The organism is Wocania ichthyoenteri Th78, from assembly GCF_000789235.1.
GTDB lineage: Bacteria > Bacteroidota > Bacteroidia > Flavobacteriales > Flavobacteriaceae > Wocania_A > Wocania_A ichthyoenteri.
On the sequence record NZ_KN525716.1, the window covers coordinates 1,340,235 to 1,360,814 of the forward strand.

Sequence of the window (20,580 nt, forward strand, 5' to 3'; positions counted from 1 at the left end):
CTTTTAATTTATAGAAGTATTACAGCATAGAAACTAAACTAACCCAAAAAGACTTAATTTCTATCGAATTAGCTTATCAATCCTTGTCGATTTTTTTGTATTTATTTTTGTTTTTCTTCCAATCAATAAGTTTAGATGGGTAGTACTTAACATTCATACGGTCTAAAAATGGTGTTTGATTTGCTAATCGCACTTTGTAATTTTCCCAATCTCGATTCTCTTGAGTCGTCCAACTAAGCTCAGAGTAACCAATAGCTCTTGGAAAAGCCAAATATTCGAGCTCTTCAATGTTACTAATAGTTTCAGACCAAAGTGGTGCTTCTAATCCCAAAATATTTTTTATTGGTATGCCTTCATAAGATTCTGGTGTCCATATATATGCAGTATCTACAGGAATATAAGCTGCCCAATGTAAACCGTGTTTGGAAAGTGTATCATATTTCATATCTAAATACGCTTTTTTAGCAGGCGACATAATTATCTTCATTCCCTTATCTACAGCAGCTTGAGCGTTTTTTTTGCTAGCCCAAAATTGAGCAATTGAGGTTGAATCTATATCGGCCGTAGCAACTTCGTCCCACCCAATCATGCGCTTATTATATTTTTGAACAATCTTCTCTACTTTATTTACAAAATAGATATAATCTGACTTTTTAGTTGCGTGACTCTCATCGCCTCCAATGTGAATATATGGTCCAGGAGTAAGCGCTGCTATTTCGCGAATTACATCATCAATAAAGGTGTAAACGGTGTCTTTACGTGTGTCGAATGTACTAAAACCAACTTCTGTACCTTGATATAATTCAAGCTTCCTTCCATTTCCATTTAAAAAAGGGTAAGAAACTGAAGCTGCATTGGTGTGCCCTGGCATATCAATTTCTGGTATAACTGTAATATGATGCATAGCTGCATAATCTATAATTTCGGCATAGTCTTCTTGAGTATAAAAACCACCAGACTCCCCTCCTACTTCTGTACTTCCTCCTATTTCGGTGAGCTTAGGCCATGATTTAATTTCGAGGCGCCAACCCTGATCGTCTGTAAGATGCAAATGCAAAACATTATACTTGTAGTATGCCAAAATATCAATATATTTTTTAACATCTTCTACACTAAAAAAATGACGTGCAACATCTAACATGCTTCCTCGATATTCAAATTGAGGATTGTCTATGATTTTTCCTGTTGGGATAGTCCATATTTTAGTTCTAGCAATTAGCGTATCATTACTTACTTCGGGAATTATTTGTCTTAACGTTTGAATGCCCCTAAAACTACCTGCTGCTGTATTAGAATTCAAGATTATAGAATCTTGAGTTATATGCAGTTCATAGGCTTCTAATCCTTCAACATTAAGACTATCAGATTGATTAATATAAATAACTGTTTCTATATTAGGTAAGTCATTTACATTAACTTGTAAATCTAAATCCGTTTTTGCCTTAATTTTTTTTGCTAAAAATTTCCCAACATCCTCATAACCCTCAATATTTTTAGAGGTATATATGGCTGTATATTTATCAAGTGCAAACCCGTTATTAGATGGAATTACTTGTAAAGGTTTTGGGATAAAGTTTTCTAAAGATAAATCAGTTTTCGGAAAGTTAATTACCCGCTCCTTTTTTTGCTTTGAACAAGCCATAAAAATAATTACAAAAAATAAAGTTACTAAGGTTCTAATTGCTCTTGATCTTACCATAATTTAAATTGAAACTAACTATATTATACATTACATAAACAAGCTAACGAAGTTATCTAATTTCTCTCATAAAATCAAGTAAGTGTATCTATATAAAAACCGACAAACAATTAATATTATATTTACTGTATGCTTTTAAACCCTGTCTTTTTTAAATTAAACAAAACACCACTACTTTTAGCGTTAGTAAGCTTACTACTATACATTTCTTTTGCTTATGATTTGATTCGTACAGATTATATAAAACTGGTTATGCTATATGGTGCTTTATGGTTTTTGTTTTACAAATTGGTACAATTTTTAAAAACTAACATTAAACTTTTAACTTGGTTAGCATTTGGGCTTAGAGCCATATTTATTTTGGCTATACCAAATTTATCTCAAGATTTTTATCGTTTTATTTGGGATGGCAGAATGCTTTTAGAAGGTTTTAACCCTTATTTATTTACAGTAGATTCTTTTATTAGTAAAGGTGAGTTTCCTGTGGCTCAAGCACAAGAATTATACAATGGTATGGGCACTTTAAATGCTAGCCATTTTACTAACTATCCTCCTATTAATCAACTTTGTTTTGTTATTGCTGCACTATTCTCAGGAAAAAACATTTTAGGTTCAGTAATTGTAATGCGCTTATTAATTATTGCTGCCGATTTTGGAACTTTATGTTTTGGTAAAAAACTGCTAGAAAAACTAAGCATGCCCTCATACCATATTTTCTGGTATATTTTAAATCCGTTTATTATTATAGAGCTCACTGGCAATCTTCATTTTGAAGGTGTTATGATTTTCTTTTTAGTTTGGAGTTTATATTTACTGCATATTGGCAAATGGCAATGGGCTGCAATAGTTTTTGCTTTATCAGTTTCAGTTAAATTAATTCCTTTAATATTTTTGCCTTTATTTTATCAGTGGATTACTTTGAAAAAAAATGATGATGCAATGCTGAAACATACTTCGGATGCGCTCAACACAAGAGCTCAGCATGATGAAAGAATCAAAAAATGGATTCCTGCCCTCGTGGGAATGAAAAAGTTAATTTCATTTTATGCTATTATAGGTATTACAACAGTTATTTTATTTCTTCCTTTTTACTCATCCGAATTTATAACTAACTATACTCAAACTGTTGCTTTATGGTTTCAAAATTTCGAATTTAATGCTAGTATGTATTACATCGCTAGAGAAATTGGATATACTTTTAGGGGGTATAACGAAATTGCTATTATTGGAAAAGTAATACCAATAGTAGTAATCCTTTTTGTTTTAATAATTACTTTTTTTAGAAGAAACAAAACAACTGTAAAACTTATTACTGCCATGCTTTTGGTATTGTCCTTTTATTATTTTACAACCACTACAGTGCATCCATGGTACATTGCTACACTTTTAATATTGTCAGTTTTTACTAAATATAAATTCCCGTTAGTTTGGAGTTTTGTAATTATACTAAGTTATTTAGCTTATATAAATATTGATAAAGCCGATAAATCTGAAAACCTATGGATTATTGCTTTAGAATACGCCATTGTTTATGGCGTTTTTATATGGGAAGTATATTATAAAAAAGGCTTCCGTAAAAGGAAGCCTAAATTCTTTTTAAAAACTTAAAATCATTACATTTTTTTAAGTTTGATTATAGTATTAATTTCTTCTTCATCTTCATAACCATCATCATCTTTAGTTACTTCTGTTCTCGTTTTATAGGTAATACTAAATCTTTTTCCAATTAATGTTTCAGATTTTAAATCAAACTCTTTTAACAATTCGTCTTTTACCTCTTGAAATGTTATAGTGTATTCTTCTCCTTCTATATCTTTTGCTATAAAATTATAGCCATATTCTTCATGTCCATCATATACTGCATTTACTACAGTTTCATCTTGAACGCTTGATTTATATGTGGTTGTAAAGCTTACAAGCGTAAAAATTGATAGTGTAAAACCTACTAATTTTAATAAAAAATTTGTTTTCATTATTGTACAGATTTTAAAATTAAATTGAAAAAATTATCGGAAAACATCCTACCACAAGTCCGAATTACTCACAGTAATTTTAACCATTAAAACTACTAGTAGTCAATATTATATATACGTTTCGTTTTATTGCTCAGATTATACTTCATAAAAAAAATTAGATCTATTAAATTGTAAAATGATGTGTCTTTAGTTTTTAATCTAAATCTTCAGAATCTTCATCAATAATGTTTGGATCTTGTACAGCTTCTGGGTCATCATCATCAAAATCTTCGTAGTCATCCTCATCATAATTCTCCATAGTTAACTCTAGTTTTGTGCTTACTTTTACCAAATACTTAGTATCATCTGTAATAACCTCAACAGCTTCAATTAGTTCGTTTTGAGCGTTTCTAAAGGTTACTATATGATCTTCATCATAACCATCTGGATATTTCTCCACCAATAAAGCTAGAATTTCTGGTGTTAACTTTTTAAAATCTACGATAACACGTTTTAAATTGTCGTTTCTTTTTGTCATTATCTTAGGTAAAATTAATTTTTAGTTAAAGATATTATTTAATTCTTATAACATCGTAAAAATCTTTTCGTCTATCTTTTAAATTTTTAACAGCTCCAAAAGCATGCAACTCTCTTAATAAGCTTAAATCTACATCGGCTACTAATATCATTTCTGTATTTGTGGTCGCTTCTGCTTTAATGCCATTGCTTGGAAATGAAAAATCGCATGGTGTAAATACTGCAGATTGCGCATACTGAATATCCATATTATTAACATTTGGTAAGTTACCAACGCTACCAGCAATAGCGACATAACATTCGTTTTCAATAGCACGTGCTTGAGCGCATAAGCGTACACGAGAATAGCCATTTTGTGTATCGGTTAAAAATGGCACAAAGAGAATATCCATACCTTCGTCTGAAAGCAAACGGGATAGTTCTGGAAATTCAGAATCATAACAAATTAAGATGCCTATTTTTCCTGCATCTGTTTCAAATGTTTGCAACTTATTGCCTCTTTGCATTCCCCAAACTTTTGCTTCGTCTGGAGTTACATGTATTTTCTCATAACGCTCTAAGCTACCATCTCTACGACATAAATACCCAACATTAAACAATTTGTGATCTATAACTTCTGGCATACTACCAGTAATAATATTAATGTTATATGATATAGATAATTGCTGCATTTTCTCAACAATAACTTCGGTATATTTTGCTAATTCTCTAATAGCATCAGGTTCATGCAAATGATTAAACTTTGCCATAAGTGGTGCGTTAAAAAACTCAGGAAATACTGCAAAATCTGATCTGTATGCTGCAACGCTATCTACAAAATATTCTACTTGCTGCATCAATTCTTCCAAACTATTATAGGTTCGCATTTGCCATTGAATTAAACCTAATCTTACAACGGTTTTTATGGTACTCGCTTTTCTGTTCTTCTTGGTGTAATATATATTATCCCATTCCATTAAAACAGCGTATTCATTAGACGCTGTATCGCCTTCTAAATACCCTTTAATAATTCGTAATGGATGAAAATCATTAGATATTTGAAAGTTTAAAACAGGATCGTGTATCTCTTTACGTTTAACTTTTTCTATATACTCTTTTGGTGTTAACTCACTTTGATACTTATGGTAATTTGGCATTCTACCACCAAATACAATACCTTTTAAATTAAGTTCTTCACAAAGTTCTTTTCGGTAATCATACAAACGTCTTCCTAATCGTAAACCTCTATATTCTGGCTTTATAAAAACATCAATTCCATAAAGCACATCTCCGTTAGAGTCGTGATTTTTAAATTTATCACCTTCAATAATGTCTGCATAGGTATGATTATCTTCAATGTTGTTATAATTAACAATAAGTGACAAAGCACAACCTGCGATATTACCATCTATTTTTATAACCACTTGCCCCTTAGCAAAAATAGTAGTTAACTGTTCAATATGATGCTTTTTCCAATAGCTGTCAAGTACACCTCCATAAGATTCGAGTGTTGCCGATTTTAATTCCTCAAAATCATCAACAGTCAAATACTTTAATTCGATATTTTCTATTTTCTGTTCTTCCATTATAAGTTTAGAAGATAAGCAAAAATTAAAGGCGCTACAATAGTAGCATCACTTTCTATAATAAACTTAGGCGTATCAATATCTAATTTTCCCCAAGTAATTTTCTCGTTTGGCACTGCTCCAGAATACGAACCATAACTTGTTGTAGAGTCGCTTATTTGACAAAAATAACTCCAAAACGGCGTATCTGTACGCTCCATATCTTGATACAACATAGGCACAACACAAATTGGAAAATCGCCTGCTATCCCTCCTCCTATTTGGAAGAACCCAATACCATTCTTAGAATTATCGGTATACCAATCTGCTAAAAACGTCATATATTCTATGCCAGATTTCATAGTGCTTGCTTTTAATTCGCCTTTAAGCACATAGCTAGCAAAAATATTTCCCATAGTACTATCTTCCCAACCTGGGCAAACTATTGGTAAATTCTTTTCAGCAGCGGCATACATCCACGAATCTTTTAAATCAATTTCGTAGTATTGCTCCAGTACACCAGACAACAACATTTTATACATATATTCATGTGGTAAATAACGTTCGCCTTTAGCTTCTGCATCTTTCCATATTTTATAAATATGCTCTTGTAATCTTCTAAAAGCTTCGTGCTCTGGAATACATGTGTCTGTTACACGATTTAATCCTTTTTCTAATAAATTCCATTCCTCTTGAGGTGTTAAATCACGATAATTTGGCACACGTTTATAATGCGAGTGTGCTACCAAATTCATAATATCTTCCTCAAGATTTGCACCAGTACAAGAAATGATTTGAACTTTGTCCTGACGAATCATTTCTGCAAAACTTTTACCAAGTTCTGCGGTACTCATAGCACCAGCTAAAGACACTAACATTTTTGCACCATTGTTTAATTGTGCTTCGTAGCCTTTAGCTGCATCTACTAATGCAGCTGCATTAAAATGTAAATAATGTTTTTCTATAAATTGAGAAATTGGTCCTTTAGTAATCATCGCCATCGTTGTGTTTTGAATTATTTTTATTTATATAATCGCTATCAAAAGCATTATTATAATCGTCTTCTGCCTCATCGTTTTGAAATTTATAGCTTAACATTTTATAGTATAATTTAGCCGCTAAAAAGTCTGAAGATTTATCTTTTGAATTTGGACATAATTCAACAATATCAAAACCTACCACATTTTTTTCTTCGAAAACCTGTTTTAAAAACTCTAAGGTTTCGTACCATAATAAACCACCAGGTTCTGGTGTACCTGTACTTGGCATAATTGAAGGGTCGAAAGCATCTAAATCAAAAGTAATAAAAACATTATCTGTCATTTGATCGATTGCAGCATCCATCCAAGTATCATCAATAGCCATATCGTGAGCGAAATAGGTTTTCTCATCATCCATAACGGTTTTTTCCATCACATCCATTGAACGAATACCAACTTGAATGAGATTGGTGTTTTGACTCGCTTCGTAAACAGCACAAGCATGATTACACTTTGAACCTTTATAAGACTCACGCAAATCTGCATGCGCATCAATATGCAATACGGTTAAACTTGGATACATCTCGTTAAACGCACGAATAGTACCAATTGAAATAGAATGCTCACCACCAAAAATGGTTACAAACTTGTTCTTTTTAATATACCTTTTTACGGTTTGGTGTACTGCTTCAACCATAGTTTCTGATGAACTATTTTCTGTTACAGCATCAACTAAATGCACACCTTGTTTATACACTTCGGTGTCTGTTTCAATATCGTAAAGTTCCATGTTCTCAGAAGCATTTAAAAAAGCTTCAGGACCTTTGTCTGCACCTTTCTGCCATGTACTTGTACCATCATAAGGCACAGGGATTAATACAATTTTTGCGCTTTCTAATTTTGCGAATTCTTCTGGAATTCCAGCGTATGTTTTTGTTTTCATGTGTGTATTTTATTATTTTTCAATGGTCACATATAACCTTTAATGATTAAAGCAATCTTTAAATTGAGTATTTAAAGATTATTTTAATCATGTCGGTTTCATAGTTTTATTTATCTGCTAATTGCAAATCAACTTCTGTATTAGTTGTTTGTACTTCGTTTGTTTCAGGTTTTTTATCGTAACCTAAAATTTTTAGTAAATCTTCACTTTTCTGTTGTTCAGAAAATAATTCGGTTGTTATATTTCCATCTGCGTCTCTATTAATTAAAATATGCTTTGGCGTAGGAATTAAACAGTGCTGTAAACCTCCAAATCCTCCAATAGTTTCCTGATAAGCACCTGTATTAAAAAATCCAATATATAATGGTTTTTCTTTGTTGTATTTTGGTAAATAAATAGCATTCATGTGTTGTTCGCTATTATAATAATCATCACTATCACAAGTTAAGCCTCCCAACAATACACGCTCATAACTATCGTTCCAACGGTTTAATGGCAACATAATAAATCGCTTATTAATAGCCCAAGTATCTGGTAATGTTGTAATAAAAGATGAGTTAATCATATTCCACTTCTCACGATCGTTTTGTTGTTTTTGGTAAAGTATTTCGTAAATCGCTCCGCCACTTTCGCCAACGGTAAAGCTTCCAAACTCTGTAAAAATATTTGGCACATCTACCTCTTCTTCTTCACAAGTCACTTTAATTTGATTTACAATTTCATCTACTAAATACTCATAATCAAAATCGAAAACTAATGAGTTTTTAATTGGAAATCCACCACCTATATTTAAGCTGTTTAAAGTTGGACAAATCTTCTTTAAACTGGTATATACCTTTAAGCATTTTAAAAGTTCGTTCCAGTAATACGCATTATCACGAATACCGGTATTAATAAAAAAGTGAAGCATTTTAAGTTCTACTTTTTTATTATTTTGGATTTGATTTTTATAAAAAGGCACGATATTTTTGTAGCCAATACCTAGGCGTGAAGTATAGAATTCAAACTTTGGCTCTTCTTCTGAAGCTATACGAATACCAACATTAAATTTTCCTTTTATCTCCTGCGAAAGTAAATCGATTTCTTCATAATTATCAATTATTGGAATACAGTTTTTATGTCCGCTGTTAATAAGTCTCGCAATATTAGTTACATATTGCGCACGCTTAAAACCATTACTAATAACAAAGGTGTCATTTGTAATTTTACCTTCGTTTTTTAGGCTTTCAATAATATCAATATCAAAAGCCGAAGAGGTTTCAATATGAATATCGTTTTTTAATGCTTCGTGTAAAACATGCTTAAAGTGCGAGCTTTTAGTACAATAGCAATAGTTGTATTTACCTTTGTAATTATGTTTTTCAATAGCATTTTCAAACCATTGCTTTGCTCGATTTATGTTATTAGAAATTTGAGGTAAGTATGTAAATTTTAATGGTGCACCATACTGCTCAACCAATTGCATTAGGTTAACATCATGAAAATTAAGTTTATTGCCTTCAAGCTTAAATTCGTCTTGCGGAAAATCAAAAGTTTGATTGATTAAATCAATATATTTGGTATTCATTATTTGTTTTAAAATAGTGTTGTTTAAAATTGAAAAAAATAAGAAACGTAGCGTTTCTAAAACGGAAACAAAACTCTAAATCAAATCTGAATTTGACTCTGCGTAGTAGGTACAAAGCCATAGTTATGCTGGCTAGCATAGATAGGTAAAACGGAAGTTAGCTTTAAAATTCGGTCGCTCATCCTATAAGCTGCTTTTGAATATGACTTCCTAATTTTCAAAAGCCCGAACACAGAAACAGGGTTCAATTTGTTCAGCTAAATGCACTGCAAATGAAATACATTTTTTTGAATTACAAACTTTTTTTGATTTTTTTTTGAAAAAAATTTAAAAAATGATTTTTTAGGATGTTACCATACCCTTCGACTTAGCTCTTGGAAGTGGTCGAGCTTTCTTCTGCGTTGGCAAATTTAAAAAGGCTTAAAGCATTTTAAGTGTATTTAATTCTTGCTCGGTCAGATGTTTCCAACTACCACGCGGAATATCTTTTTTAGTTAAATGCCCAATAGCTACACAATCTAAATTTTCTATTTCGTACTTTAAATAATCAAAAATAGTACGGATAATTGTGTTACCAGTATTTTTAATTTTTAAACCTATTTCTTTTTTTGAAGCACCATCAATATAACTAATCTCTTCAACAGCAACAAGTTTACCTTGAACTTTAAAACCTTCTTGGATTTTCTTTAAATCTTCAAGCTTTAAGTTTTTATTCAATTCAATGTGAAATAAACGTGCCACACCATTTTTAGAGTTGGTGAATTTATCTACAATAGCATCATCATTTGTAAACAACAACAACCCTTTTGAGTTTCTACCTAAACGCCCTATTGGTTTTATTCTAGACGATGTTGCATTAGATACTAAATCCATTACTGTTCTGCCTTTACCTTCGCTAGTTGTGGTTGCAAATCCTTTTGGCTTATTAAGTAAAACATAAGCTTTCTTTTCAGGGTTTATACGCGCACCATCGTAACGAACTTCGTCACCTATTTTTACTTTGTAACCCATTTCGGTAATTACTTTTCCGTTTACAGAAACCAATCCTGTAGCAATATGCACATCAGCCTCACGACGCGAACACATACCAGAGTTAGCCACATATTTATTTAAACGAATCTCATCTGGATTAGATGGCTTTTTAGGCTTAGGTTCTGCCTTTTTAAAAGGTGTATTTCCTTTTACATAACTTTTTTTAAAGTTCTCTTTAGAACCCTCTACAGAAGTTTTTCCTTTTCTTTGTCCACCTTGTTGTTTACTCATCACTTTAATTTTGCTGCAAAGATATAGTTAAAATTACGATTTAAGATTTAAGATTAACAATTTTGTTAAATTCTATTCAACACCAAATCAACATTAATTAAAACAATACTAAAAACACCCATTAAAATGATAAACTTTAAGACATTATGGAGTACTAAATAGTGTGTTTTCGTTTTAGATTTCCATAACAATAATAAAAAACCAAGTAGCAACACAATACATAAATAAAAATAGATATACATAAAACCAATTTCGAAACGATACACTAATAAGTATATTGGTATTAATGTTAGCACAGATAACATTGTAAGCATAGCTTTAGATGCTCTTTCACCATAAACAATTGGTATAGTTTTATAGTTTAAAAGTAAATCACCTTTAATATTTTCTAAATCTTTGGTGAGTTCGCGCATAGATATTATTAAAAACAGAAACAGGGCATGTACAAAAATGACTGTTTCAAAATTTTTGTAATACATAAAAATGGCAAAAAATGGTGTAATAGTTAAAATTGCCGATGTTAAATTACCTATAAATGGAAGTTTTTTTAGTTTATGCGAATAAAACCAAATACCAAAAATATAAACAGAAAAAAAGATAACGGGCTTAAACGACACATAACTTGCCATAATAACCGCCATAAAATTTAGCACAAAATAAAATGATAGCTTTGTGTTTTGATTTATCAACCTATCTAATTTTGATTTATGTGGACGATTGATTAAGTCTTTTTCTGAGTCGTAAAAATTGTTAATAATATAACCGCCAGCAATGGTCGCTGCCGATGCCAAGACTAGCATGAGTAAATTAATATCAAAAAGGACACTTTTTAGTGGTTTATCATGAGCAAGAATATAAACAGCTGCTAAATACTGTGCTATAACAATTATCAAAATGTTATAACCTCGAACCACAGAAAACATACTGAAGAATTTTAATAGTATATGTTTCTGTCTTCGGTTGAACATGAAAATTTATTTAGTAAAAGACCTTTCGACCGCGCTCAAGGTGACAGAGAAGTTTAAAAGTTATAAACCACTTCTAACTTATAATCTTTTAAAGATTGTTTAGCAATATCAATATTTTCAGTAAACCCTAAAATATAACCACCACCACCTGAGCCACAAAGCTTTAAATAGTATTCGTTAGTTTCAATACCTTTTTTCCAAAGCTCATGAAACTGCTTAGGTATCATGGGTTTAAAATGATTTAAAACCACTTTTGATAATTGTTTGGTATTACTAAATAACGATTTAATATCGCCTTTTAAGAAATCGTCAACACAAGCATCAGTATGCTTAATGAATTGATCTTTTAGCATTTTTCTAAAACCTTCTTGTTTCATATTTTCCATAAAAATACTAACCATAGGAGCTGTTTCTCCTATAATACCACTATCTAATAAAAACACAGCATTTTTTCCTTCAGTATTTTGCGATGGAATACCAGTAGCTTCAATGTTATCTTTAGAATTGATTAAAATAGGAATACTTAAATAACTGTTTAAAGGATCTAAGCCTGAAGATTTTCCATGAAAAAACGATTCCATTGCAGAAAAAATCGATTTTAATTTAAGTAATTTTTCTCTTGTTAAATTCTCTAAAACCGTGATTTTATCTTGGGCATATTTATCGTAAATAGCTGCTACTAAAGCACCACTACTCCCTACACCATAACCTTGTGGGATAGAAGAATCGAAATACATTCCTGCTTCAACATCTTTTTGAAGTGTATCAATATCAAAAACCACTAATTCTGAATCAATATTACTCAAATAATTAACAAATTTCTTTAAGCTTTCATTTGAAGTTAAAGCTTCTTCAGAAGGGTTTTCGTCTGTCTTTAAAGCTCCATTATAAAAATTATATGGAATTGATAAACCTTTAGAATCTTTAATGATTCCGTATTCTCCGAAGAGTAATATTTTTGAGTAAAAGAGAGGTCCTTTCATAAGCAATCCTTGACTTGGTTAAGCAAAATTACAATAGTTTAGCTCCAAATCCAATTTTATCGTTAATATACTCACCTTTTTGACAATATGCAACTAATTCATTTTTAATGAATTCACAAATTTTTTCGGTTTCACTCTCAGGATACAAAACATGTACATTCGCTCCAGCATCTAAAGTAAAGCAAACATTTGAGTTTGTTTTTTGCCTAAACGCCCATATTTTATTAATAATTTCTAATGTATTAGGCTTCATTAAAATAAAATATGGCATACTGGTCATCATCATCGCATGCAAGGTTAAAGCTTCACTTTCAACAATCTCGATAAATGATTTTAAATCTCCTGTCTTAAATACATTTATTAAAACTGAAAGATTGCTATGTGCCTGTTTAAATCGTTCTTGAGCAAAGGGATGATTGTGCATTAAATTATGCCCCACTGTACTGCTTACTTGCTTTTCGCCTTTATCTACAAGTAAAATAGTATCGTTATAATTTTTAAAATTTTGATGTACTTCAAAAGGATATTTTATGCCAAATAAATCTGAGCTTCCATCTATTTCATCATGTTTTCCCCAAACCACTAAATCGCCTTCTAAACTTCGGCATGCACTACCTGAGCCTAAACGTGCTAAAAATGATGCTTTTTGGGTGAAATGTTCATTTGTAATTTCAGGGTTTAATTCTTTTTCAATACTCATTAAGCATGAAGCTAAAGCGCTCATACCAGAGGCTGATGATGCAATACCCGAACTGTGTGGAAATGTATTTGATGTTTCTATTTTAAAATAATAGTCTTTTAAAAATGGGGAATAAGCTTCAATACGTTTAAAAAAAGTTTCAATTTTTGGTTTAAAATTGTCTTTCTTTTCTCCATCTAAAAATACATCAAATAAAAATCCATTATTATTTTCTTTTTTAGAAAAGCTTAAAGTAGTAGTTGTTTTACAGTTATCTAGCGTAAAACTTATTGATGGGTTTTCTGGAATTTGGTTTTCCTTTTTACCCCAATACTTTACTAAAGCGATATTACTTGGCGACGACCATATGTAACTTCCTTTTTCTATCAAATTTTTATATGTTTTTGGAATAAAACCTTTTGCTGTCATTTATTATTTTTCTGCTGACAAAGATAATAACTTTACCATTGTATTATAGTTTCTTACTGTTGCAGTTGTATTCAATTTTCTTTCAAAGAAATTCATATTGAATTTTGCACGACCATAACCTGTTGAACAGTAAAAATAAATACAATCGTTTATAATATAGTATTCTTCACCTTCATACACTTTTTCTGAAGCTATTTTTACCAATTCTTCTTTTGGTGTATCATGCAATAGCGCAAAATAGCTCTTTAATTTCTTTTCTTCTATAAATGGACTAGCATCAAAAATGCGTTTCAAATCATTTCTTGTTTTTACAAAAACAGAAACATCAAACTCAAAATGGCTGATAATCGTATTTTTAATTGCTTTTTCAATGGATAAGGTGTTTTCTTTTGAAGATTGAAATATTACATTACCACTTTGAATATAGGTTTGCACATTTTTTAGATCAGATTTGACAAGTAATGTACGTAAATCTGCCATGGGTACTTTTTTATGCCCACCAACATTAATTCCTTTTAATAAAGCAATATATGTGTTCATTTATTCTGATATAGATTTAGCTGCAATAAATGCTCCTGTCCATGCATTTTGAAAATTAAAACCGCCTGTAATAGCGTCAATATTTAAAATTTCTCCTGCAAAATACAGGTTTTTATGTAGTTTACTTTCAAAGGTTTTAAAATTAATTTCTTTTAAATTTATGCCACCAGCGGTTACAAACTCTTCTTTAAAAGTGCTTTTTCCTTCTACTTTAAAAATGGCTTTTGTTAATTGTAATGCCAAAGCCTCCAATTGATTTTTATTTAAATCTGCCCAAGTTGTAGTTTCAGAAATATGTGATACTAAAACCAATTGACGCCATAAACGTTTAGGCAAATCAAATTGCGAAAACTTAAATACTGTTTTTTTATTTAATTCTTGTTTTAATACTTTTAAATTATTTATACAATCTTCATAAGATTGCTTAATAAAATTCACTTCTATCGAGAATTTATAATCTCGTTTCGCCAATTCTAAAGCACCAAAAGCAGAGAGTTTTAAAATAGCTGGAGCACTCATACCAGCGTGTGTAATAAGTAAAGGACCACCGGACTCTAAATTAGAATCAACCACTTTCACTTCTACATTTTTTGCTACAACTCCTGGAATAGTTTTAATGCGTTTATCTTTAATATTAAAAGTAAATAATGATGGAACAGGCTGTGAAATAGTGTGATTTAAACCTTCAAGCAGATTCCATATTTTAGGGTTACTTCCTGTTGCTATCAATAACTTTTCAGCAAAAAACTCACCTTGATTAGTATCCAATTCCCAACTATCTTTTATATTTTGAATGGATTTAACTGAATGATTATACAAAACTTCAACCTTGTATTTTTCAGCTTCATTTAAAAAGCAATCTATTATAGTTTGCGACGAATTTGATACTGGAAACATACGTCCATCTTCTTCAATCTTCAACTCCACACCCCTTTTTTCGAACCACTCAATAGTATCACCTGTCATAAATTGATGAAAAGATCCTAACAATTCTTTTTCCCCGCGAGGATAATTCCTTACCAAATCTTGTGGAATAAATTCTGCATGCGTCACATTACAGCGTCCGCCTCCAGAAATCTTTACTTTTTGCAAACCCTCTTTACTGCGTTCTAGAATAGCCACTTTCAAGTCTGGATTTTGTTCTGCAATATTTATAGCCGCAAAAAAACCTGCTGCACCACCTCCAATAATAATAACGTTATATAATTTCATATAGATTACAAAAATAAGATTATTATCTACTGTATTTCTAATGTTTAATTATTTGGTTTAACTTTGATTTATGGAAAAAGAACCCACACTTATTTGTATCCCCGATATTAGTGGTTTTACTCAGTTTATGAGTGAAGTTGACTTTGAATTAAGTAGTAAAATTATTCCTTCGCTACTCAATAAAATAGTTTATTCTAACGAAATTGGATTTAAAATATCTGAAATTGAAGGTGATGCCGTATTGTTTTTTAGAAAAGGTGAGCTTCCATCTTTTAAGTCACTTATCGAGCAATGCAAGCTTTTTTATACAGAATTTTATCATCAGATGGAATTATTAATGGCTGAAAATAGCCATAAACTAGACAGCCATATCATACCAAAAATACTAGGTTTAAAAATTGTTTTGCATTATGGCTTAGATATTGGTGCTATGCAAGTTGGCAATAACATAAAATTGATTGGTGAGGACATTATAATTGCACATCGATTACTTAAGAATAGTATTGAAAGTGACGAATATTTAATGATTTCGGACACTTTATTACATCAATATAAAGGTAATAATATTGAAAAAGAAACATATTGGTCTGATTTAAAACATGGGCAAGATAATTATGATCACATTGGCGAAATAAATTATCATTATATTGAATTAAAACCTTTACAGGGTTAAAATTAACAAAGAAAATGCTAACCTCTTATTATAGTAAGTTTATCCTTTTTATGTTTCTTTATTACTCATGCAACACTGGTAATTTGAAAGCAATTGCAGATATTGATGGAGAACTAAAAGAAGCCTCTGCTATTGAATTAGTTGAGAATTCAAACATTTTATGGACTATTGAAGATGCAGGAAATAAAAATAACATTTATGGCTTAAACATAAAAGGAGGTATTATTAAAGACATAGATATTAGCAATGCAAGTAATATAGATTGGGAGGATTTAACATCAGACAATCAAGGTAATTTATATATTGGCGATTTTGGAAATAACAGTAAAAATCGTGATGATTTTACTATCTATAAAGTTGCAAATCTAAATACCAAAAACAATAAGACTACTGCAGAAAAAATAAATTTCCTGCTTCCAAAAAAAATGAAGCCTAAAGATTTTGAAGCTTTTTTTCTTTTAAATGATTATTTCTACATTTTTAGTAAAGAAAATAAATCTAGCGTAGTTATAAAAGTTCCAAATGAAATTGGGAAACATACTGCAGAATTTGTGTCTGATCTTAAGCTAAATGGAAAGCATACAAAAATAACATCTGCAGATATAAGTGATGATAGTAAAACCATTGTGCTACTGAATCATGACAAGCTATGGGAAATCACAAATTTTAAATCTGACAACTTTTTTAAAGGTACCATTAAAGAATTAAAATTTAATCACGATTCGCAAAAGGAAGGTATTTGTTTTAAAAACAATTCAACAGTTTATATAACAGATGAGAAAAACAAAAGTGAAGGCGGAAATTTGTATACCTTAAAATTATAGTTTTTAATTTAAAAATTTAGCCCAAAACCAAACGAGAATCTAAACCCTTCTGTGCTATTAAAAAAGTTAAAAGTCCCCGATAAACTTTCAGCTGCTGTCATCCATAATCCACCACCATAATCACTGTGCCATTTATTAGAATCTTCATTTTTTAACCATACTCGACCAACATCTGCTCCTCCAAATATTCCTATTTGTAAAGGCAAAATATTAGTTTTAAAAGACGGAAAACTATATCTCAAATCGGCATTACCAACAAAAGAATTTTTACCTGTAAAACGCTCTGTTCTATAACCTCTTAAACCATTATTACCACCAATATTAGAGGCTTGATAAAACACGAGTTCATCTCCAACTCTTATTTGAGTTTTTACATCTGTTTTAAGCACCAATTTTCTGTTTTTTGATAAGGCATTATAAAACCCAAGATTAGAATTTATATAACCATAAGTATTTTTGGTATCCTTAAATTCTGTTTTACCCCCTATGTTTAACATAAATGTCATACCCCGCGACGGGTTTATAGCATTATCAAAACTTTTGTAGTTATACTCTGCCTCTAGTCCCCCAAAAAAGCGTCTTTTATAAAAATCTGTGTTAATTACCGGAGCAAAGTTAGAGATAAAACGCCCTTCTGTTTCGTCAATTTCAACACCTTCAAAAATTGTTCTAAAGCCATAATCACTACCAAAACTTCCTTTTTTTATAATGCCAATTTTTGTTCCGATAATACTGGTTTTCACTCTGTTAAAATCTAAATCATTGTTATTATTTACTGTTTCATTTCCGTAACCAAAAAAGTTATTTGTAAAATTTTCAGTTGTAAATGTCCCTGCAACATGTAAATTCCAATCTTGAAATATGTTAGCAAACTCGCCATCGTACTTAAGTGCAAATCCACTAGTAGCAAAAAAATAACCTCCTTTAAAACGATGTTGTTGTGAAAACGGATTGCGTTGAAATCCTTTCACTGTTTTTACAAAAGATACGCCTAGCTGAAATCCATCATCTGGATTATATCCTGTATTTGGTGTAATAGTAGATGTCTTTACAATATTTTTATTAAAATCGAAAAGATTTAAGTTATACACATCTGTAAGTTTAATTTGTCCGCCTTTATTCTCTTTTACTGTATTCTTTTTTGATTTATGATCGTAGACTTTAATACGTCTGCCATTTTTAATAATATATGTATCATTTTCTTGTCCGCCAATAAGTCTTGTGTATATTAAATTATTGGCTTTTCCAGAAACTTCAAAAATATCTTTATCATCTAAACCATAAATCCAGATTTCTTTAGTTACATCTCTATTAAAGGTTTTATCTACTAAAACTTCGCCTTTTTCTCCATCTTTAATTCGTGATATTTTTATGTGCGTTTCGTTATACCCAGTACGAGTGACTTCAATATAATCGTCTTTATCTGTTCCTGTTAAAATAACCAATTCGTTTAAATAATTATAATAACGTGTTGCTATATCTTGCAAGTTGCCTCGCCTTCCTTTTAACTTTTGCTTAATATCTTTAAGGGTTTCATCCTGAACAGTTTCCGGTACTTTTGAAAAAGCGACATCTATAATTTCATCAGTGATATGTTCTTGTAAAAATTTAGCTTGCTCTAACCATTTTTCTTTATCCGCTTTTTGAATAAGCACACGGTCTAGTTTAATTCCTGCACTATTCATCCACTCAATATCTTTTAACTCTTCATCATACACTTGAAGTTGTTTGGTTGAGCCCGAAATAATCTTCATGACATCAAGTAAAGCTCCGTCAAAGTTCGAAAACACTTGATCTCTATCTCTAGGAATTGGTCTGTAATATTTGTCGCCATTTTCCATATTAAACTGTGCCCATCTCCATTGATCTTGATGTCGATCCCAATCTCCAATAAGCATATCAAAAAGGCGTGCTCTTACAAAAGCATTTTCATCTATTTTATACTTTTCGTCTTCTCGCACCTTTTCAATAATATCGTGTGTACTTTCAATATCATCAGCATATCCAAAATTTTTTTCATCAGTATAGTTTTCTTCAGGACGTTCTTCAATCATATATAATTCACCTCCATATTCTTCATTATACTCCCCTAATGCCTTATGCTTAGGTATAAAAAACAGCTTTGGATTAGTGTGATAAATCTGAGCTGCATTTGACAAATCTGGAACTACTGTAAATGCATATGGATGTGCAGCTGTATAGAAGTCTAAAATAAGACCTTCAATAGCTGTTTTTTCAAACTCGTCTTGTATATAAGTGTCTTTAAAAAGTACTGTTTGAAGATATTGCGTTGCACTTTTACGAAGTGCTCTCATATTCAATTCTCTCCCATCTTTTGTTTTTAAGCGTAATGAACGTGTTTGATGCCCTCCACCTTTTCTAACCACTTCTAAACCGCCATAAAGTGTATCTAATGTTGCAACTTTAGCTTTTATTTTTGTGCTATAGATTTCTCTATAATGGTCGCCCCAAATAGATTCAAAAAAATCTGTTTTATCGGTTTCTTCTTTTGAGTAAATAGACACTTCTACTTCTTGCGGAAACGTTTCTTTTAAATTAGAAGCATCAAAAACTTTTCTTGCTTCAAAAACTTCTTTTTGAAACAATAATTTAGCTTTTCCGTTTTCTTCCCCATAAATTCTAACCCAACTACTTCCGTCTTTAAAAACAACTAATTCTGCAAAGCCTTGTTTTCCATAAGAAAACAAACCATTTTCCCCTAAAGCAGCCGCAGATCCTTTTGATCCAGAGCCAGAAACAATTTGCTTTATCGACTCATTTTCTATATACTGCATAGTATGCTCATGACCAGAAACAAAAACCACGTTTTCTGTATCTAAAGTCATGGTCTCCAACCTACTCATTAACTTGTGATAACGTTCGTTATAACGATCTTGAATAGATACACCACCTTGAGTTCTTACTTGAGCTAATAATGAGGCAATAATTGGAACAGGAATCTTTTTCTGAGTTGGGAATAAATGCTTTGATGCTGCGTAATAACCGCCATGAATACCATTAGTATACATAGGATGGTGCATGGCAAACACCACCGTTTTGTTTTGTGCTTTTTTTAATTCGCCCTCTACCTCTTCAAATAAACGTTCTCTTGTTTTTATTTCGCAATCATCATTTATAGTTGGGTTATGGTTCCAGTTTTCTAAATACCACTGTGTATCTATAATTATTAATTGAATGGTTTCGCTTACATCTACACTCTCTAAGGGGCAGCCATTTTCTGGCAAAAAGGTGTTTTTTCCTAAAGCATCTTCAATATATTTCTCTTCACGTTTTAAACCTTTTAATCCGTTAGAATACCAATCATGATTTCCTGGGATAAAAACAGTTTCTCCTTTAAAATTCTTAACAGATTTTATTTGTGCATTTAATCCGTTTTCTGCACTTGCTCTTCCTTTTTGATTTTCATCTGGTAAGCCTGCAGGATAAATATTATCTCCCAAAAAAATAGTGTAATCGCCTTTGGTGTTTTTATCTGAAATATGATTTTGAAAAGCTGTTAAACCTTTTGAAAGCGCACCTTGAGATGATAAACCTGCATCTCCAACAAGATAAAATATTCTATCTATTTCTTTACTTGGAAATTGATTTTGTTTAACATCTTCATTCGCATATTGTGCCTTGTGTGTTGCACATGAATTCATTATTAATAATGTTGTTAAAGCTAATATTCTTTTATAAATCATCATAATTGGTGGTTTCTTATTACAAAAATAACTATTTAAAGCATGGGTTAATAACGTATTTAAATCAATCATTAACCCTA

17 protein-coding genes are annotated in these 20,580 nt (G+C 31.0%); 3 read left to right on the forward strand and 14 right to left on the reverse strand.

Going from position 1 to position 20,580, the window contains the following annotated elements:
- Positions 1–76: 76 nt before the first annotated feature.
- The gene (locus RG22_RS05805) at positions 77–1,699 is read right to left on the reverse strand and encodes a family 20 glycosylhydrolase (RefSeq protein ID WP_034041641.1); all 1,623 of its coding nucleotides are present in this window, start codon (positions 1,697–1,699) and stop codon (positions 77–79) included.
- A gap of 129 nt (positions 1,700–1,828) precedes the next feature.
- Between RG22_RS05805 and RG22_RS05810 the strand changes: the two genes are divergently transcribed.
- Entirely contained in the window at positions 1,829–3,307 is a 1,479-nt protein-coding gene (locus RG22_RS05810; protein WP_034041645.1) for an MptA/MptB family glycosyltransferase, read from the forward strand.
- A 5-nt stretch (positions 3,308–3,312) separates the two neighbouring features.
- On the opposite strand, the gene RG22_RS05815 is transcribed toward RG22_RS05810, so the two are convergent.
- The 12 genes from RG22_RS05815 to RG22_RS05870 form a co-directional block, all read right to left on the reverse strand.
- The gene (locus RG22_RS05815; protein WP_034041647.1) at positions 3,313–3,672 is read right to left on the reverse strand and encodes a hypothetical protein; all 360 of its coding nucleotides are present in this window, start codon (positions 3,670–3,672) and stop codon (positions 3,313–3,315) included.
- 196 nt (positions 3,673–3,868) lie between these two features.
- Positions 3,869–4,192 (reverse strand): hypothetical protein, encoded by a 324-nt coding sequence (locus tag RG22_RS05820; protein WP_034041650.1) that lies wholly within the window; start codon positions 4,190–4,192, stop codon positions 3,869–3,871.
- Between the two features lie 34 nt (positions 4,193–4,226).
- Positions 4,227–5,756 carry a bifunctional GNAT family N-acetyltransferase/carbon-nitrogen hydrolase family protein gene (locus tag RG22_RS05825; protein WP_034041652.1) on the reverse strand — a complete coding sequence of 510 codons (1,530 nt, stop codon included), beginning with the start codon at positions 5,754–5,756 and terminating at the stop codon, positions 4,227–4,229.
- Positions 5,756–6,730: a deoxyhypusine synthase family protein gene (locus RG22_RS05830; protein WP_052143650.1), complete on the reverse strand. Its 975-nt coding sequence runs from the start codon at positions 6,728–6,730 to the stop codon at positions 5,756–5,758. The genes RG22_RS05825 and RG22_RS05830 overlap by 1 nt, the downstream gene beginning before the upstream one ends.
- Positions 6,720–7,658, reverse strand: a complete 939-nt coding sequence (gene speB, locus RG22_RS05835; protein WP_034041655.1) for an agmatinase — start codon at positions 7,656–7,658, stop codon at positions 6,720–6,722. Before speB ends, RG22_RS05830 begins: the two co-directional genes overlap by 11 nt.
- A 106-nt stretch (positions 7,659–7,764) precedes the next feature.
- The gene (locus RG22_RS05840; protein WP_034041657.1) at positions 7,765–9,225 is read right to left on the reverse strand and encodes an arginine decarboxylase; all 1,461 of its coding nucleotides are present in this window, start codon (positions 9,223–9,225) and stop codon (positions 7,765–7,767) included.
- A gap of 420 nt (positions 9,226–9,645) precedes the next feature.
- Positions 9,646–10,488, reverse strand: a complete 843-nt coding sequence (locus RG22_RS05845; protein WP_034041660.1) for a pseudouridine synthase — start codon at positions 10,486–10,488, stop codon at positions 9,646–9,648.
- 65 nt (positions 10,489–10,553) lie between these two features.
- Entirely contained in the window at positions 10,554–11,456 is a 903-nt protein-coding gene (locus tag RG22_RS05850; protein ID WP_034041663.1) for a geranylgeranylglycerol-phosphate geranylgeranyltransferase, read from the reverse strand.
- 53 nt (positions 11,457–11,509) lie between these two features.
- Entirely contained in the window at positions 11,510–12,439 is a 930-nt protein-coding gene (locus RG22_RS05855) for a mevalonate kinase family protein (RefSeq protein ID WP_034041665.1), read from the reverse strand.
- 28 nt (positions 12,440–12,467) lie between these two features.
- Complete coding sequence (gene mvaD, locus RG22_RS05860) at positions 12,468–13,547, reverse strand: diphosphomevalonate decarboxylase (protein ID WP_034041667.1); 1,080 nt, start codon at positions 13,545–13,547, stop codon at positions 12,468–12,470.
- A 3-nt stretch (positions 13,548–13,550) separates the two neighbouring features.
- Positions 13,551–14,087 (reverse strand): DUF1697 domain-containing protein, encoded by a 537-nt coding sequence (locus RG22_RS05865; RefSeq protein ID WP_034041669.1) that lies wholly within the window; start codon positions 14,085–14,087, stop codon positions 13,551–13,553.
- Positions 14,088–15,299 (reverse strand): BaiN/RdsA family NAD(P)/FAD-dependent oxidoreductase, encoded by a 1,212-nt coding sequence (locus RG22_RS05870; protein ID WP_034041671.1) that lies wholly within the window; start codon positions 15,297–15,299, stop codon positions 14,088–14,090.
- 70 nt (positions 15,300–15,369) lie between these two features.
- Between RG22_RS05870 and RG22_RS05875 the strand changes: the two genes are divergently transcribed.
- A complete protein-coding gene (locus RG22_RS05875; protein ID WP_034041674.1) occupies positions 15,370–15,972 on the forward strand; it encodes a DUF2652 domain-containing protein in 603 nt (200 codons plus the stop codon).
- Between the two features lie 83 nt (positions 15,973–16,055).
- Entirely contained in the window at positions 16,056–16,796 is a 741-nt protein-coding gene (locus tag RG22_RS05880; RefSeq protein ID WP_244462117.1) for an SdiA-regulated domain-containing protein, read from the forward strand.
- Positions 16,797–16,804: 8 nt separating this feature from the next.
- Here RG22_RS05880 and RG22_RS05885 read toward each other — a convergent pair whose 3' ends face one another.
- Positions 16,805–20,503, reverse strand: coding sequence for a metallophosphoesterase (locus RG22_RS05885; protein WP_034045789.1), 3,699 nt, complete (start codon positions 20,501–20,503; stop codon positions 16,805–16,807).
- Positions 20,504–20,580: the final 77 nt, after the last annotated feature.

Coding starts and splice junctions, on each gene's coding strand:
- RG22_RS05815 (WP_034041647.1), bottom strand. CDS start 3,672: ATGAAAACAAATTTTTTATTAAAATTAGTAGGTTTTACACTATCAATT.
- RG22_RS05805 (WP_034041641.1), bottom strand. CDS start 1,699: ATGGTAAGATCAAGAGCAATTAGAACCTTAGTAACTTTATTTTTTGTA.
- RG22_RS05820 (WP_034041650.1), bottom strand. CDS start 4,192: ATGACAAAAAGAAACGACAATTTAAAACGTGTTATCGTAGATTTTAAA.
- RG22_RS05845 (WP_034041660.1), bottom strand. CDS start 10,488: ATGAGTAAACAACAAGGTGGACAAAGAAAAGGAAAAACTTCTGTAGAG.
- RG22_RS05885 (WP_034045789.1), bottom strand. CDS start 20,503: ATGATGATTTATAAAAGAATATTAGCTTTAACAACATTATTAATAATG.
- RG22_RS05850 (WP_034041663.1), bottom strand. CDS start 11,456: ATGTTCAACCGAAGACAGAAACATATACTATTAAAATTCTTCAGTATG.
- RG22_RS05830 (WP_052143650.1), bottom strand. CDS start 6,730: ATGATTACTAAAGGACCAATTTCTCAATTTATAGAAAAACATTATTTA.
- RG22_RS05825 (WP_034041652.1), bottom strand. CDS start 5,756: ATGGAAGAACAGAAAATAGAAAATATCGAATTAAAGTATTTGACTGTT.
- RG22_RS05840 (WP_034041657.1), bottom strand. CDS start 9,225: ATGAATACCAAATATATTGATTTAATCAATCAAACTTTTGATTTTCCG.
- mvaD (WP_034041667.1), bottom strand. CDS start 13,547: ATGACAGCAAAAGGTTTTATTCCAAAAACATATAAAAATTTGATAGAA.
- RG22_RS05855 (WP_034041665.1), bottom strand. CDS start 12,439: ATGAAAGGACCTCTCTTTTACTCAAAAATATTACTCTTCGGAGAATAC.
- RG22_RS05810 (WP_034041645.1), top strand. CDS start 1,829: ATGCTTTTAAACCCTGTCTTTTTTAAATTAAACAAAACACCACTACTT.
- RG22_RS05870 (WP_034041671.1), bottom strand. CDS start 15,299: ATGAAATTATATAACGTTATTATTATTGGAGGTGGTGCAGCAGGTTTT.
- RG22_RS05875 (WP_034041674.1), top strand. CDS start 15,370: ATGGAAAAAGAACCCACACTTATTTGTATCCCCGATATTAGTGGTTTT.
- RG22_RS05865 (WP_034041669.1), bottom strand. CDS start 14,087: ATGAACACATATATTGCTTTATTAAAAGGAATTAATGTTGGTGGGCAT.
- speB (WP_034041655.1), bottom strand. CDS start 7,658: ATGAAAACAAAAACATACGCTGGAATTCCAGAAGAATTCGCAAAATTA.